At 68.7% G+C, this 15,222-nt stretch carries 10 protein-coding genes; 4 read left to right on the top strand and 6 right to left on the bottom strand.

From position 1 onward, the window contains the following. Positions 1–128: 128 nt before the first annotated feature. Both NQ034_RS15670 and NQ034_RS15665 read left to right on the top strand, forming a co-directional pair. Positions 129–449, top strand: coding sequence for a beta-eliminating lyase-related protein (locus NQ034_RS15670; RefSeq protein ID WP_257049977.1), 321 nt, complete (start codon positions 129–131; stop codon positions 447–449). Between the two features lie 129 nt (positions 450–578). Then, the gene (locus tag NQ034_RS15665; protein WP_257049976.1) at positions 579–1,706 is read left to right on the top strand and encodes a LacI family DNA-binding transcriptional regulator; all 1,128 of its coding nucleotides are present in this window, start codon (positions 579–581) and stop codon (positions 1,704–1,706) included. A gap of 108 nt (positions 1,707–1,814) precedes the next feature. On the opposite strand, the gene NQ034_RS15660 is transcribed toward NQ034_RS15665, so the two are convergent. From NQ034_RS15660 to NQ034_RS15635, 6 genes are all read right to left on the bottom strand, one after another. Continuing rightward, entirely contained in the window at positions 1,815–3,638 is a 1,824-nt protein-coding gene (locus NQ034_RS15660) for an ABC transporter family substrate-binding protein (RefSeq protein ID WP_257049975.1), read from the bottom strand. Between the two features lie 151 nt (positions 3,639–3,789). Then, positions 3,790–5,406 carry a gamma-glutamyltransferase gene (locus NQ034_RS15655; protein WP_257049974.1) on the bottom strand — a complete coding sequence of 539 codons (1,617 nt, stop codon included), beginning with the start codon at positions 5,404–5,406 and terminating at the stop codon, positions 3,790–3,792. Continuing rightward, positions 5,406–7,109, bottom strand: a complete 1,704-nt coding sequence (locus NQ034_RS15650; protein ID WP_257049973.1) for a hydantoinase B/oxoprolinase family protein — start codon at positions 7,107–7,109, stop codon at positions 5,406–5,408. The genes NQ034_RS15655 and NQ034_RS15650 overlap by 1 nt, the downstream gene beginning before the upstream one ends. Then, entirely contained in the window at positions 7,102–9,255 is a 2,154-nt protein-coding gene (locus tag NQ034_RS16490) for a hydantoinase/oxoprolinase family protein (protein WP_257049972.1), read from the bottom strand. The genes NQ034_RS15650 and NQ034_RS16490 overlap by 8 nt, the downstream gene beginning before the upstream one ends. Before the next feature lie 257 nt (positions 9,256–9,512). After that, positions 9,513–10,727 carry a M20 metallopeptidase family protein gene (locus NQ034_RS15640; protein ID WP_257049971.1) on the bottom strand — a complete coding sequence of 405 codons (1,215 nt, stop codon included), beginning with the start codon at positions 10,725–10,727 and terminating at the stop codon, positions 9,513–9,515. 221 nt (positions 10,728–10,948) lie between these two features. Continuing rightward, positions 10,949–12,205: a M20 metallopeptidase family protein gene (locus NQ034_RS15635; RefSeq protein ID WP_257049970.1), complete on the bottom strand. Its 1,257-nt coding sequence runs from the start codon at positions 12,203–12,205 to the stop codon at positions 10,949–10,951. 297 nt (positions 12,206–12,502) lie between these two features. Between NQ034_RS15635 and NQ034_RS15630 the strand changes: the two genes are divergently transcribed. After that, positions 12,503–14,080, top strand: coding sequence for a M20 family metallopeptidase (locus tag NQ034_RS15630; protein WP_257049969.1), 1,578 nt, complete (start codon positions 12,503–12,505; stop codon positions 14,078–14,080). Positions 14,081–14,183: 103 nt separating this feature from the next. Further along, entirely contained in the window at positions 14,184–15,056 is an 873-nt protein-coding gene (locus NQ034_RS15625) for a serine hydrolase (protein ID WP_257049968.1), read from the top strand. Positions 15,057–15,222 lie beyond the last annotated feature (166 nt).

The following is a 15,222-nucleotide window of genomic DNA, read 5'->3' as shown; positions in this document are numbered from 1 at the left end:
TGCCTATCGGAACCCGGTGACAACACCCCCCGGATCATCAATGACTGGGGGCATAAGTCATGCCGGGCCCGACGGGCCAGCAGTCCTGATCCTGTCACGAACCAGGGCTACTAAAAAGGTAACGGGGCATGCGCCAGACAGGGTATCTGGCGGCCGCCGGGATCTACGCGCTGGAGCACAATGTCGAACGGCTGCGCGAGGACCACGCCCGGGCACAGCGCCTGTCCCAGGTGCTCCGCGAGTACCCGGAACTCGGGGCGGGCGAAGCGCAGACCAATATGGTCTTCATGACCCCGGTCGCGGGCTTCGACGCCGAGGCCTTCACCGGGTTCTTGGCCGAACGGGGAATCCGCGTGGGCGGCTACGGGACCCTGCGCTGGGTGACCCACCTGGACGTCGACGATACGGATATCGACGCCGTCGCGCGCGCCTGCGCGGACTTCTTCTGAACACAGCCGGGGCAAGGGCCAGCCAAGGGGGCAACCGAAACCAGCCGTTCGGCGGGAGCGCGGGCGCATAAGATGAGGGAGGATGGCACGATCCGCGCCCCTCGCACCCAACGGACAAGGACCTCGACGATGGCTATACGACCCCGCGGCACCACACTGTTCGATGTGGCGCACGCCGCCGGAGTTTCCAAGTCCACCGCCGCCCGGGTCCTGGCCGGCGAGGGCTCAGCCAGCGCCCAGGCCGTCGAAAAGGTCAAGAAGGCCGCGGCCGATCTGGGTTACACCCCCAATGCCATCGCCAAGGCCATGGTCTCCGGCTCCTCGCACACCATCGGCATCCTGGTCCCCGACGTCGCCAGCGCCTTCTTCGCGGCAGTGGTCCGCGGCTTCACCGACACCGCCAGGACCGCAGGCTTCGAGGTCATGCTGGGCAACACCGACCGCACCGACGCCAACGAGGACCGCAGCCTGGAGGTCTTCATCGAACACCGAGTGGCGGGCATCGCCCTGGCCCCGCACAACCGCGCGCATTCAGCACCCCTGACCCGACTGATCGACCGGGGCTTCCCCCTGGTCATGCTCGACCGGCCCACTCCCGCAGCCCCGGGGGCCGACGTCGTGGGGCTGGACCATACGGCGGCCGGAACGCTGGCGACCGAACACCTGCTGGGTCTGGGCCACCGGGCCATCGCCGTGGTCGTCTCCGATTCCACCCGAATCCCGCGCATCCTGGCAGACGCGCCGGCCGATCGCCTCGACGACGAGGTCCTACGCCCCGATGAGCTGCGCCTCCTGGGCTACGTCCGGGCGCTGCGGTCCCGCGGCCTGCAGCCGGATCCCGGGCTGGTCGTCGAGGTCCCCTACACTCCGCAGGAGGCCCAGGCGGCCGTCCTCGCCTTCCTCACCGGCACACACGACGCAGGCAGCGCGGGCGCCGATAGCGGCAGCGCCCCCACCTCGGCTACGGCCCTGCTGTGCACGGACTCGCTCATGTCCACGGCCGGTTACCGGGCGCTGATCGACGCCGATATCTCATACCCTGACGGCATATCCTTCCTGGCCTTCGACGACCAGGATTGGTGCACGATGGTGCGCCCGGCGGTCAGCGTGATCGCCCAACCGGATGTGCAGCTGGGACAGCAGGCCGCCTCGGCGCTGATCGCCCGGATCCGCGGCGACCGCGCGGGGGCGAAGCACACGGAACTCGCGGCGCGTCTTATAGTGCGGGACTCCACCGCACGGCCCCGGGAACACTAGCTGACCGAGGCGTGAAATGACTGACCGGTTCATGTCGTCCGCAGGGTGTACGGACGACATGAACCGGTCAGTCGATGTCAGGAGCTGGGATCGAGTGTCGATTCCCCGTTACTGCAGCTTCCACTCCCAGTAGTTCCAGAACATATTCGGCGCCACCGCGATCGCGTCGACGCCCGAAACGGTGTTCCGCGCGCCCACGATATCGGGGAACTGGAAGATCGGCAGGGACACCGCATCGCTCACGACGTGCTTCTCGATCTGCTCCTCGATCGCGACCTGCTTGGACTCATCGGTCTCACCCTGCAGCTGATCGTAGAGCTTGTCGACCTCCGGGTTCTTGTAGCCGCCGTGGTTGTGATTGCCCCCTGAACGCCAGAACTGCACGGTCTGGGTCACACCCAGGTGCTCATTGCCCCATCCGGCGGTGGAGACATCGTACTGGCTGGTGTCCGGCAGCAACGTCGACCACTGCACCTGCGCGTTCGCCTGCACGTCGAAGCCGGCAGCGGCCCCTGCCTCCTGAACCAGACGGAATATTTGCTCGCGCCGCTCATTGCCCTTGGCGTAGAGGAACCGCACCTTGGGCTTGCCCGTCACCCCGGCCTCTTTCAGCAGCTGCTTGGCCTTGTCGATATCCTGTTTGCCCAGCACGGAATCGAAGCCCGAGGCTTTGACGACCTCGTCGTAGTGCGGGGAACCGGGCACCTGGGTGAACGAGTTGCGCACGGTGATGTCGTCCTTGAGCGGCTTGACGATATCGCTGACGATCTTCTCGCGCGGGACCGTCAACAGGAAGGCCTCGCGGACCTTGCGCGCCTTCTCCGCATCGCCGCCATAGGTCTTCGGATCGAAGGCGCCACCGTTGTTCTGCGCCAGATCCAGGCGCTCATAGGAGTCCCCATAGTTCGAATCGATCTTGACTCCGTCGATCGCCTGCATCGACTTGAGGATGTCAGCGGTGGCCTGCGGATTGATCAGATCCGCTTCCCCGTTCTGCAACGCCTGCACCTGCGCGTTGGGGTCCGAGTTGTAGCGGATGGTGACCTTGTCGATGCTGGGATTCCGCTCGCCCTTGTAATCATCGCGCTTCTCCAGGGTGAGGAACTGCCCCTCCTGGTAGTCCGTCATCTGATACGGGCCCGTGTTGACCAGCAGGTCCTTGTCCTCGGGCATCTTGGTGAAGTTGAAGCCCGTGTTCCAGACATTGGCGACCTTGGCCAGGGAGGTCTTGTCGTCGTCCTTGAACGCCTTGAGAATCGCATCATTGGCCTTGGTGGCATCGTCGATGCCCAGCGCCTTCTTCGCCACGATGTGCGCGGGCAGGCCGGAGTCCTGCAGTGACAGGTTCGTCTCCCAGTCGGCGAAGGGCTGATCGTAGGTGAAGGTCACGCTCTTGAGATCATCGGAGACCTCCGGGTACTTCGTGATCTTCTGCAGCCCGAAGCTCGAGGCATTGAACAAGACGTTCTCGCCCTTCTGCTTCTTGACGTTTCCCTCGTCGTCCTGGGCCTTCTCCAGGTCGCCCGTGTTGAAGTTGCCGCTGCGCGCGCCCCAGCCCAACACCAGGTCGGCCGCCGTGTACGGAGTGCCATCCGACCAGGTGGCGGTGTCCGCGATCGTGTACTTGACCTTCATCGGCTTATCGGAGACCTTCTCCATGGTGCCGAAGGACTTGTTGTCGGCCAGCTTCAAGTCCTTGTCGTAGTACTTGAAGGAGTCGCTCATGAGGTACACGGTGTTGGCATTCGTCGTCGCCGTCGACGCGCTCGACCAAATGTTCGAGGAGTAGAACGGCTGGTTCCACATGACCTTGACCTCGCCACCGCCAGCGGTGTCGGCGGAGCCTCCGCCGGCATTGTTCGGGGTGCACCCGGCCAGTATCAGCGCCGCCGTGGCGACCGCCGCCCCGATGCTCAGGATTCGCTTCTTCATCTCTCTTCCTTTCGAGAGTCCGTCCAGGAGTGCGGGGCCCTCACCCCATCATTGGGAACGCTCCCAATCACCTGCCGGTTCAAGTATGTTGTGGATCACACATGCTGTCAATACGCCATCTGCGGTATCGCACCGCACCCGAGGTCCCCGCTCAGTCGGCGGCCACCGCACCGCCCGCGCGGCGCGGGTCGGCACTGGCCGCAGCGCGGCCGTGCGCATCGATCGTGATGCCCTCGTAATTGCCCATGAGCGTGTACCAGGGACCGGCCGGCTTCGACCACAGCCCCACCTGCGAGGTCCAGTCCTCGAAGCCGCGCTGCACATCCGGCGCGAAACCGGATTCCAACATCACGCCGGGCCGCCACCCGAAGGCCGGATCATGCGGCCGGGCGCCGAACCGGGGTGCCGCCACCGACTGTTCGATCGTCATCCCGAAGTCCACCAGGTTGACCACGTTCTGCAGCACGCACGCCACGATCGACACGGACGGCGAACCGCCGACGACCACCGGAACCCCGTCGCGCAACAGCACGTGCGGGGCCAGGTAGACCATCGCCTTCTCCCCCGGCGCGGGCATCCCGCGCTGGAAGAAGGAGCCGCCGCCGGCCAGCTGGAAGCCCTCGGCGAACAGCCCGTTGACCCAGGCCGAGGCCATATGCGAGTGCGTCAGACTGGCCACATTGCCCTCGGCGTCGACGGCGGACACGTGGATCGTGCCGGGCACCGGCATCGCCGCGGGACCGGGCACCCCACCCTGGGTCCGGACCCGGGCCAGGCGCGCGGCGGCGAAACCGGGATCGCGCAGACCAGCGAGGTATTCGGCGGACTCATAGGGCCGGCCGCGGTGCGGGGTCGAATAGTAGACCTCGTTGTGCACCTGGACCAGCAGTTTGAGCGTCTCGAAGGACTCGCTCGGCGCGCCCATCGCGGCCAGGTCCACGTGGTCGAGCATCGCGAGCGCCTCCACGAGCATCTGCCCGCCGTCGTCCGGCGGCGCAGACCCCAGCACGTCCAGGCCCCGGTACGTCCCGGTGACCGCATCGTCCCACTGCGGCTGGGCCGACTCGAAGTCCTCACGCGCCATCACCCCACCGCCGCGCCGGTTCTCTGCGACCACGGCACGGGCGAAGTCGCCCAGATAATAGGAGTCGCCCTCGTTCGCCAGGCGCTCCAGGGTCGCCCCCGCCTGGTGCTGCACCAGTGTCTCGCCCGGGGTCAGCAGGCTGCCCGAGGGGAAGAACGCCTTGCGCATATCGGCGTTGATGCCCAGATTGGCCTGCGATTCGTACATCAGCGCGTACAGGAAGGGATTGACCTCCACTCCCTCGTGCGCACAGGCGATGGCCGGTGCCAGCAGTCGCGCCGCGCCCAGCCGGCCCAGCCGGGCGGCCCCATCGCGGAAGGCCGGCCACCAGCCGGGCACGGGATTGCCGCGCCCGCCGTTGAGATCCTCGTTCCCGCCGAAGCCCGGCAAGGGCGCCAGCGGCGCGTGCACATTGCCGTTGAGATAGGTCGATTCGCCGTCCACCGTGCGCGACAGCAGGCTCAGCCCGCCGGTCAGCGAGGTCATATGCGGTTCGACGATGAGCTGGGTGGCCGCCGCCGCCAGCACGGCGTCCACCGCATTGCCGCCGGCCGCCAGCGCATCGGCGCCGGCCTGGGCCGCGGCCGGGTGGCTGGTCACGACCAGGCCGCGTTCGCCCTCGACCCGGGGCTTGGGGCCGATCACGGCCGCGGGCGCGCCCGCCGGATAGTACTGCGAAGCCATCACTTCGTCCTCTCGTTCGTCTGTTCGGACTGCGCCGCAGGGGCATCGGCACGTTCCGCCGGGTTCGCGGCGGCCGGGTCCCCGGCCGTGCCGCGGACGCGGTCGGCGACCCTGGCCTCGGCGGACCGGTTCGCCGGATCCCCGTAACCGCCGGCGCCGGCCGTCTCAATCGAGGCCCACTGGCCGGGCTGGAGCACGGTGTACCCGTGGTCCACCGGGGGCGCGTCGGGGCTCAGCTCGCACCGCGCCGAGGCCCCCGGTCCCCCACCGAACAGGCCCCAGGGCTGCGAGCGCTGCCGGGAGGTGTCGAGCCAGAAGTGCACGTCCTCGGCCTCCACCCGCACCTTCCGGCGGATGCCCATGCCGCCGCGGAACTCGCCGTCGCCGCCGGAGCCGTCGATCAGCTCATAGGCCTGGACCATCAACGGGTATTCGGTTTCCAGGGACTCCACCGGCAGGTTCGAGGTGTTCGTCATGTGCACCTGCACCCCGTCGAGCCCGTCCTTGTTGTACCGCGCGCCCGAGCCGCCGCCGATCGTCTCGAGGTAGACGAAGTCGCGGCCGCGCACGGGGTCGTAGCCGGAGAAGTGCACCCCGGTGTTCGCGCCGTTCGAGGCGCCTGTGACCCGGGTGGGAACGGCCGGGGCGAGCGCCCCCTGGATCAGGTCGACGATCCGCTGACTGGTCTCGCTGCGGCCGTTGACGGCCGCCGGCGCCCGGCAGTTCAGGATCGAACCGTCCTCGGCCTCGATGGTGATCGGCCGGTACAGCCCGGCGTTGGGCGCGATGTCCGGATCGATGAGCGTCTTGACCGTGTAGTAGACCGATGCGTAAAGCCCCGTCCACACCACATTGACGCTGGCGCGGACCTGCGGCGGATTGCCCGCGAAGTCGAAGAGCATGGTGTCCCCGGCTACCACGATCCGCACCTTGAGCGTGAGTTCATCGTCGAGTTCGGGGCAGTCGAAGCAGTCCGTGAACGTGTATTCGCCGTCCGGGAAGGCCGCGATCGCAGCGCGGGTGCGCCGCTCCGTGTAGTCCAGCAGCTCATCGCCGGCCGCGCGCATCGTATCGCGTCCATAGCGTTCACACAGTTCCGTATAGCGGGTGATGGCCACGCGGTTGGCGGCCTCCTGGGCCCGCAGGTCCGCGCGGCGCTCGGCCGGGATCTGGCAGTTGAGCAGGATCAGGTCCAGCAGTTCGTCCTGTCGCACGCCCTGCCGCACCAGGTGGACCGGCGGGATCCGGATCGCCTCCTGGAAGATGTGGGCGTGCCCGCGGTCGCCGAAGTCAGCGTGGTGGGCCAGGGTCGCGGCCCAGGCGCTGAGCACGCCGTCGATGAAGATCGGCACCGCCAGGACGATATCGGGCAGGTGCGAACCGCCGCCGGTGTAGGGGTCGTTGCCGATGAACACATCACCGGGTCCGATCGCCTCGGCCGGGTGGCGCTCGCGGATCGCCGCGACCACGCCCATGAGCGAGCCCAGGTGCAGGGGCGAGCCGCCCTCGTCCTGCGCGATCGCATTGCCCTCGGCGTCGAACAGCGAGGCCGTGCAGTCCCTGCGCTCCTTGATGTTCGGCGAGAAGGCGGCCTTGACCAGGGTCTCGCTCATCTCCTCGACGATCGTCGCCAGGGCGGATCCGATCACCTCCACCAGCACGGGGTCGAGGGTGGGCGTGGCCGAGGTCTTCTGTTCAGTCATCGGATTCGTCTCCAATCGAGATCACCAGGTTGCGCCGAGCGTCCACGGTGCAGGTGTCGCCGGGCAGCAGGACGGTGGTCGTGTCCATCTGATCGATGATCGCAGGGCCGGTCACCACATCGCCCGGGCACAGCCGGGAGCGGTCGTACAGGCCGGCCTCCCGGTAGACCCCGGCTCCGGTGTACAGCCGCCGGCTCCCGGTCCGTGCGCTCTCCGCAGCCGAGGCGCCGGCGGGGTTCACAGCGTTCGCCGCGCCCGCAGGGTCCGCAGTAGTCGCAGCGTCGGCGGGCTCTGCGGCACCGGCGGGGGCCTCGGCACCGGCCGAGGCGACCTCCACCTTGGGGGCGGCGCCACTGGCCTGGACGCGGAAGGTGACCGCCTCGATCGGCGACTCCTCATCCACATAGCCGTAGACGCGTTCGTGTGCGGCGCCGAAGGCCACCACCAGCTCGCCGAGCAACTCGGCGCTGATCCGGCCGGCGGGGACCTCGACCGGCAGTTCGAAGTTCTGGCCGCGGTAGCGCAGCTCCGCGCGGCGCACCAGGGTCCGGCCGGCCCCAGGCACCTGCTGGGAGTCGAACCAGTCCTCGGCCTGCGATTCGAGGCCGGCGAAGGCCGCGGCGATCCGACTGGCCGAGGCCGGATCGGAAGGGTCGACCGGGGTGATGACGGTGCGCATGAAGTCGGTGCGGACGTCGGTCATGAGCAGGCCCATGGCCGACTGGGCGCCGGGGACCTCGGGCACGACGATCGTGCGCATGCCCAGTTCCCGGGCCAGCCGCGAGGCGTGCAGGGGACCTGCGCCACCGAACGGGACCAGCGCGTAGTCGCGCGGATCGTAGCCGCGGCGCACGCTGACCACGCGGATCGCCCTGGCCATGTTCGCGGTGACCACCCGCAGGATGCCGAGTGCGGCCTCGGCGGTCGACAGGCCCAGAGGGCCGGCCACCCGGTCCACGGCCGCGGCGGCCGCGCCCGCGTCGATCTTCATCTGCCCGCCGAGCAGGTATTCGGGATCCAGGGCGCCGAGGACGACGTTCGCATCGGTCACCGACGGCTCGAGCCCCTTTCCGTAGCAGGCCGGGCCCGGGTCCGCGCCGGCCGACTGCGGGCCGACGCGCAGGTGGCCGCCGGAGTCGATCCAGGCCAGCGAGCCGCCGCCTGCACCCACCGTGTGGATGTCGAGCATGGGCGAACGGATCGGCCGGCCGTCCAGTTCCATCCCGGCGGTCAGCTTGGGTTCGCCGTTCTGGACGAGTGAGATGTCCGATGAGGTCCCGCCCATATCGAAGGTGATGATATCCGGGTGGCCGGCGGCCAGGCAGATCTGCGCGGCGCCCACCACACCCGTGCTGGGCCCGGAGAGGACCAGGCGCACGGGCAGGTCCTCGGCAGCGGTGAAGGGGATGACCCCGCCATTGCTCTGCGTCACGTGCGGGGTGGCCGCCAGCCCGGCCGAGGCCAGGGTGGTGCGCAGGCGGACCAGGTAGTCGTGGACGACCGGACCCACATAGGCGTTCGTGACCACGGTCGACAGGCGTTCGTATTCGCGGAACTCCGGGAGCACATCCGATGACAGGGAGACGTAGCAGTCGGGGAATTCCTCGGCGATGATCTGACCGATCCGGCGCTCGTGGTCCGGTACCAGGTAGCTGTAGAGCAGGCACACGGCGATCGCCTTGACACCCTGGTCGCGCAGGGTGGCCACGGCCGCGCGGACCTCTGATTCGTCCAAGGGGATTTCGACGGCGCCGGTGTGGCGGACGCGTTCGGTGACCTCCAGCCGGGATTCGCGCGGGACGAAGGGCTCGGGCTTGTCCGCCTGCGGATCATACATATCGGGGCGCCGACCGCGGCCCAGCTCCAGCAGATCGCGGAATCCGCGCGTGGTGATCAAGCCGGTGGGCACGCCGCGCCCGGTCAGCAGGGCGTTGGTCCCCACCGTGGTGCCGTGGGCGAAGTAGTCGACCTCGCCGATGTCGCGCCCCAGCCGGCCGAGGAGTTCGCCGACCCCCGTGAGGATCGCCTGGCCGGGGTCGGCCGGCGTGCTGGAGACCTTGCGCACGTGCAGGCTCCCGGTCGCGTCGTCGAAGACGCAGACGTCCGTGAATGTTCCGCCGGTGTCGACGCCGATGCGTAGGCTCACGCCGGTTCCGCCTTTCTGGTGGGTGTGGTGATTCTGGCGGGAATCCCGTTTGGGAACGTTCCCACACTTGATTATGTGCGCTGAGTCATAGGCGAGTCAAGAGGCAGGGCCCCACCAACCCCACCCCAAACCGAACCCACCAACACAGCAGGCGATTTGGTCTGAGAATTTGGCGATTCTTCGGACCAAATCGCCTGCCGCGCACATCGCCCATGCGAGCGGGCCGGGTAACCCCGGCGCGAACGGAGGAATCCGGCTCAGCCGGCGGTGGCCTCGGCCGCGTATTCCCAGGCCAGCGCAGCCAGGGCAGCCGCGCCGTCGGACAGGAAGCCGTCATCGAAGCGGGCCTGCGGCGAGTGGTTCGTCGCGGCCGTCGCCGGGTCCAGGTCCGCCGGGGTGATGTAGTAGAAGAGGTAGGCGCCCGGCACCCGCTCGAGCACATAGGAGAAGTCCTCCGAGCCCATGCCGGGGTCGGACATGTTTTGCGCGCGGGCGGCGCCGAAGGTGCGCTCGATCGTGCGCAGCGCCAACCGCGCGCAGGCCGGATCGTTGACCGTCGGCGGATACTTGTTGACCCACTCGACCTCGGCTGTGCACCCGTGGCCGGCGGCGATCGAGTTCGCCAAGTCCGTGGCCAGCCGGCCGAACCTCTCCGTGTTCTCCTTGGACAGGGTGCGCACGGTCGCGCCGAGGAAGGCCTCGGCGGGGATGGTGTTCGTCGCCTCTCCCCCGCGCAGGTTCGTCACCGTGGCCACGACCGGATCGAAGACACTGAAGCGCCGGGTGATCATGGTCTGCAGGGCCTGGCCGAACTCCAGCAGTGGGGCGATCGGGTCGATCGCCGTCGACGGGGTGGAGCCGTGGCCGGCGACCCCGTGGAAGGTCACGAACAGTTGATTGGAACTGGCCAGCATCGTGTTCCCACGCGTTTCGAAGGTGCCGGGCGTGTTCAGCCGCGCCTGGACGTGGAGCCCGAAGGCCGCGTCGACCGGGGTGCCCGCCACGTCGAGGAGTCCCTCCTCGAGCATCGGCAGCGCGCCACCAGGGCCCTCCTCACCGGGTTGGAACATGAAGACCACGGTGCCGCGCAGCTGATCGCGGTGGGCCGCCAGCAGCCGGGCCGCTCCCACCAGACCGGCGGTGTGCAGGTCGTGGCCGCAGGCGTGCATGTTCCCATTGGTCGAGGCGAAGTCAAGACCGGTGTCCTCGATCACGGGCAGTCCGTCCATGTCCCCGCGCAGCAACACGGTGGGGCCGGGCAGCCCGCCGCGCAGGACCGCCGCGATCGAACTCAAGGACTCACCCGTGGTGATCTCCAGCGGCAGGCCGGCCAGGGCCTCGAGCACCATGGCCTGAGTGTTCGGCAGATCGTTGCCCAGTTCGGGGATCCGGTGCAGTCTACGCCGCAGGTCCACCAGATCGGCCGAAATGGCCTGGGCCTCGCCGGGGAAGTCGATGTTCGCGTTCGTCATGCTTGTCCGCCTCTCGCTATGGGATCGTTCCCACTATAGCGATGATGTGGTTGAGGTCACCATGGTGCGCGGGGGTTGCGGGCGGGCGGGGTGCGCGCGTAAATCATTGGGCCGTTTATCTCAGATTGGACCGGATGAACGGTCGAATCTGAGATAAACAGCCCAATGATGTGCGGGATCCACTTGCAGGGCCCATTTGCGAGCGCCGAGCGTCGGGCCCCCTACCGCGCCAGACGCGCCCAGGCCAGGCCCGCCAGCGCCGCGGCCTGATCCGGCAGCAGTGCATCGTCGAACTCGACCAGCGGCGAATGGTTCGTCGCGGCCTGCGCCGGGTCGATGTGCTCGGGGCTGACCTGGAAGAACAGGAATGCGCCCGGCACCTCTTCGAGGACGTAGGAGAAGTCCTCGGAGCCCATCACCGGATCCGGCGATTCCACTACCCGCTCCGCGCCGAACATCCCACGCAGCGCATCAAGGGCGAAGGCCGCCTCGGCGTCGTCGTTGACCGTCGGCGGGTACTGCTCGATCCAATCCACCACGGCCTCGGCCCCGTGGGAGGCCGCCACGGATTCGGCTAGCCGGCGCGCCAGGACGGGGAACTTCGCGGTGGTCTCGGCCGACAGGGTGCGCACGCTGGCACCCATCGAGGCCTCACCGGGGATCGCATTGACGGCCGTCGAGCCGTCGAGCTGCGTGATCGTCGCGACGACAGGGTCGAACACGCTGAACCCGCTGGTCACCATGCCCTGGAAGGCGTGGCAGAAGTCGATGAGCGGCAGCACGGGGTTGAGCGAATCCTGCGGGCGCGAGGCGTGGCCCGCCTTGCCGCGGAAGGTCACGAAGAGGCGGTTCGCACCGGCCATCATGGTGCCCGGCCGAGTCAGGAACAGACCCGGTTCGCCGCTCCACACGTGGATGCCGAAGGCCGCATCCGGCTTGCCGCCCACCGCATCCCACATGCCCTCGTCGAGCATGACCTTGGCGCCGCGGTCGGCCTCCTCGCCGGGCTGGAACATGAAGATGACGTCGCCGGGCAGCTGAGCGCGGTGCGCGGCCAGGAGCTTGGCCGCGCCCACCAGGCCGGAGATGTGCAGGTCATGGCCGCAGGCATGCATCGCCCCGTTGGTCGAGGCGTAGTCCAGGCCGGTCGCCTCGGCCACGGGCAGTGCGTCCATGTCCCCGCGCAGCAACACGCTGGGCGCGCGGGTTCCGGCGGCCGAGGTTCCGGCGGCGTCGTCCGCACTGCCCGCAGCACCGCCACGCAGCACCGCCACGACCGAGGACAGCTCGCGTCCCGTGTGGATCTCCAGTCCCAGCCCCTCGAGTTCGGCCAGCACGCGGGCCTGCGTGTGCGGCAGCTCCAGACCGGTTTCGGGATCCCGGTGCAGATCGCGGCGCAGGTCCCGCAGGTGATCGGCCAGGCCTCGGGCCTCCGCGCGGAAGTCCGGGGCCGAGGTGGTGCTCGGGTCGGTGCTCATCGTCGTGTCTTCTTCCCAGCGGGCAGAGGCTCGCCCGCCTTGTTCATACGCTTAGTTTCACGGACCCCTCCATTCAAGCACGCGGCACCGAGGAGTCGTAGCTCACCCCGGGCGCATGGTCCCGGCCGGACGATGGCGCCCATCTGCACAAACACCATCTCGGCGCGGAAACGACCTGTTACAGCAGGTAGTTTCCGCGCTGAAATGGTGTTTCCGGCGCCAGGGTCCGGAGCCGGGGTCCGGCGGCGGGGTCCGGGGCGCCGATAGTGCCACCGGGGTTTCGGGTAGTTTGGGCGCATGAGCACTCCTGAGACGCCGCACACATCACCCACCACATCACCGCATACGCCACCGAGCACATCGGCCGCCGCACAAGGCGAGTGGGAACGGCGCATCCTGGCCGAACTCGACCGGCGAGCGCCCGAACTGCTCGAACTCGCAGGTGACCTCATCCGCATCCCCAGCGAGAATCCTGCCGGGGACTGCAGTGCCGTCGCAGCCTTCACCGCGGGCTGGCTGAATGAACACGGGATCGAAGCACGGATCCACGCCGTCGACGATGTGCCAGACGCGGGCCCGGGCCGAGTCAACGTGGTGGCCCGGCTGAGACCCGAGCACCTCCCCGCCGAAGCGCCGGGTGCCGCCACAGCGGATGCGGCAGTACCCGACACCGCGGCATCCGGCGCAGTGCAGCAGGCCGCAGACGGTACAGTACCCGACACTGCGACCTCGGCCCCATCCCCGGCGGGGACCTCGGCGCCACGACATCTGGCCCTGGCCGGCCACTACGATGTGGTGCCCATCGGCGCTACCGAGCGCTGGGACTTCCCACCGCTGGCCGGCGATGTGGTAGACGGATATCTGCGGGGCCGCGGCGCCTCGGATATGAAGGCGGGCCTGGCCGGACAGATGCTGAGCATGGTGGTGCTGCGCGATCTGGGCGTGCCATTGGCCGGGCCGATCACCTTCGCCGCGGTCTGCGATGAGGAGACCGGCGGTGCCACGGGTTCGCCCTGGGTGCTCGAACACGGGATGTTGGACGGGGTGACCGGCGCGGTGATCGCCGAGCCCGCCGAGCGCGGCTTCCCGACGATCGGGCAGAAGAGCCTGAACAAGCTGCGCATCACGATCGACGGCGCCCCGGGGCACGGCTCGCTCCAGCCCCTGCACGGGACCTCGGCGAATCTGCTGGCGGCCAGGGCGGCGCTCGCCCTGCAGGATCTGTGGAAGATGGAGGCCGAACCGCCGGAGTCGGTGCGCCCGCTCATCGCGGATTCCGTCGACTACGCCGAGGCCCGCACGGGTGACGGCCCAGGCGCCTACCGGCCAGGCATCAGCCAGGTCTTCAGTCATGTGACGGTCAATATCGGCACGCTCCACGGCGGCACCGGGGTCAATGTGGTGGCCGACCGTGCCGTGCTCGAGGTCGACACCCGGATCCCGATCGGCCTGCGCCGCGCCGACGTCAACGCACGGGTGATCGAGCTGCTGGCCGAGGCCGGGGTCCACGTGGCCGGCGAGGACTCCCAGGCCGGCGAACAGGCCCCGGCCGGCGGGCACACGCCCAACGCCAGGATCGAGGTCGCGGCACAGGCCTCGGAGGCGAACTGGACGGACAAGGACGATCCGATCGTCGTGGAATTGGTCGGCGCCCTGCGCGAGGTCGTCGGCCCCGAGTCCAAGGGCGTCCTGCAGTGGGCCTCGAGCGATGCGCGCTTCTTCCGCGCCCACGGCATCCCCGTCCTGCAGTACGGCCCGGCCGAACTGCCCTGCGTGCACGGCTTCAACGAGCGTTGCCGGGTCGCCGATGTGGTGGACGCCGCGAAGGTCTTCGCGCTCACGGCCGTGCGCTACCTGGGTCTGGCCGGAGCCTGATCGCCGGATACCCGACCCCGTCGGCAGCCGTGCCGGATGGCCTCGGCGGCGGTATATTCGAATCATCGAACCGCCCACCTCATCAGCGACCCCGAGGACTGACATGTTCGCACCGGACACCTTCCAACACGTCGACGCCATCGCCTCAGCCGGCCCCGGCACCTGGCGGATCGCAGCCCATCTGGACGGGGTGCCCGTCTACACGCGCGAGCCCGGCGCGCAGGTGCCGGCGGCCAGCACGATCAAGTTGGCAATCCTCCTGGCGGTGCTGCGCGCGGTCGAGACCGGCCGCCTGCGCTGGTCGACCGATGTGGACCTGGCGGTGCTGCGCGTGGGCGAGTCCGGCGTTCTGGCCGATATGCCCGGCGTCCACACGCTGCCACTGCGCGAGGTCCTGAGCCTGATGATCACCGTCAGCGACAACGATGCGACGAACGCCGCAATCGACGTGGTGGGCTTCGCCGAGGTCAATGCGGCCGCCGCTGCGCTCGGCTGCGATCAGACGGTGCTGGCGCGCTACATGATGGACACCGAGGCCGCTGCGGCCGGGCGCGACAACCTCACCAGCGCGCACGACCAGGTCCTGCTGATCGAAGCGCTGACGGGGATTCGCGGGGCGGATACACCGGATTCGCCGCCCGATGCTGCAGCCGGCGTCACGGCCGACGTGCCGGGGGCATCGGCGCCCGGACAGTCCCCGCTGACGGAGGAGTCGGTCAAGCGGGCCAGGGCGATGCTGGCCCGGCAGCAGATCAGGGATCGGATCCCCGCGTTGCTGCCGGCGGGCACTGTGGTGCTGCACAAGACCGGCGATCTGGCCGGGATCTACCACGATACGGGTGTGGTGGAGCTGCCCGGCGGCAACGTCCTGAGCCTGTCGATCCTGGGCAGCGACCTGAGCGATGCTGACGCCCACACCCCCGGCGACACCATTGCCCGCATCTCCCGCGCCCTGTTCCAGGCCGTCACGAACTGAACTCCCGCGCTGTTCCGGCGACCTCGGCCACTTCCTCTACCCCGTTACCTTTTTAGTAGCCCTGGTTCGTGACAGGATCAGGACTGCTGGCCCGTCGGGCCCGGCATGACTTATGCCCCCAGTCATTGATGATCCGGGGGGTGTTGTCACCGGGTTCCGATAGGCA

The sequence above is a fragment of the Brevibacterium moorei genome, from assembly GCF_024580735.1.
In the GTDB taxonomy this organism is placed as follows: domain Bacteria; phylum Actinomycetota; class Actinomycetes; order Actinomycetales; family Brevibacteriaceae; genus Brevibacterium; species Brevibacterium moorei.
This window is presented reverse-complemented; position numbering and strand designations above follow the sequence as displayed.

What these genes read in the sequence shown, in the direction of transcription:
- NQ034_RS15670 (WP_257049977.1), top strand. Translation starts at nt 129, where the DNA reads ATGCGCCAGACAGGGTATCTGGCGGCCGCCGGGATCTACGCGCTGGAG.
- NQ034_RS15665 (WP_257049976.1), top strand. Translation starts at nt 579, where the DNA reads ATGGCTATACGACCCCGCGGCACCACACTGTTCGATGTGGCGCACGCC.
- NQ034_RS15660 (WP_257049975.1), bottom strand. Translation starts at nt 3,638, where the DNA reads ATGAAGAAGCGAATCCTGAGCATCGGGGCGGCGGTCGCCACGGCGGCG.
- NQ034_RS15655 (WP_257049974.1), bottom strand. Translation starts at nt 5,406, where the DNA reads ATGGCTTCGCAGTACTATCCGGCGGGCGCGCCCGCGGCCGTGATCGGC.
- NQ034_RS15650 (WP_257049973.1), bottom strand. Translation starts at nt 7,109, where the DNA reads ATGACTGAACAGAAGACCTCGGCCACGCCCACCCTCGACCCCGTGCTG.
- NQ034_RS15640 (WP_257049971.1), bottom strand. Translation starts at nt 10,727, where the DNA reads ATGACGAACGCGAACATCGACTTCCCCGGCGAGGCCCAGGCCATTTCG.
- NQ034_RS15635 (WP_257049970.1), bottom strand. Translation starts at nt 12,205, where the DNA reads ATGAGCACCGACCCGAGCACCACCTCGGCCCCGGACTTCCGCGCGGAG.
- NQ034_RS15630 (WP_257049969.1), top strand. Translation starts at nt 12,503, where the DNA reads ATGAGCACTCCTGAGACGCCGCACACATCACCCACCACATCACCGCAT.
- NQ034_RS15625 (WP_257049968.1), top strand. Translation starts at nt 14,184, where the DNA reads ATGTTCGCACCGGACACCTTCCAACACGTCGACGCCATCGCCTCAGCC.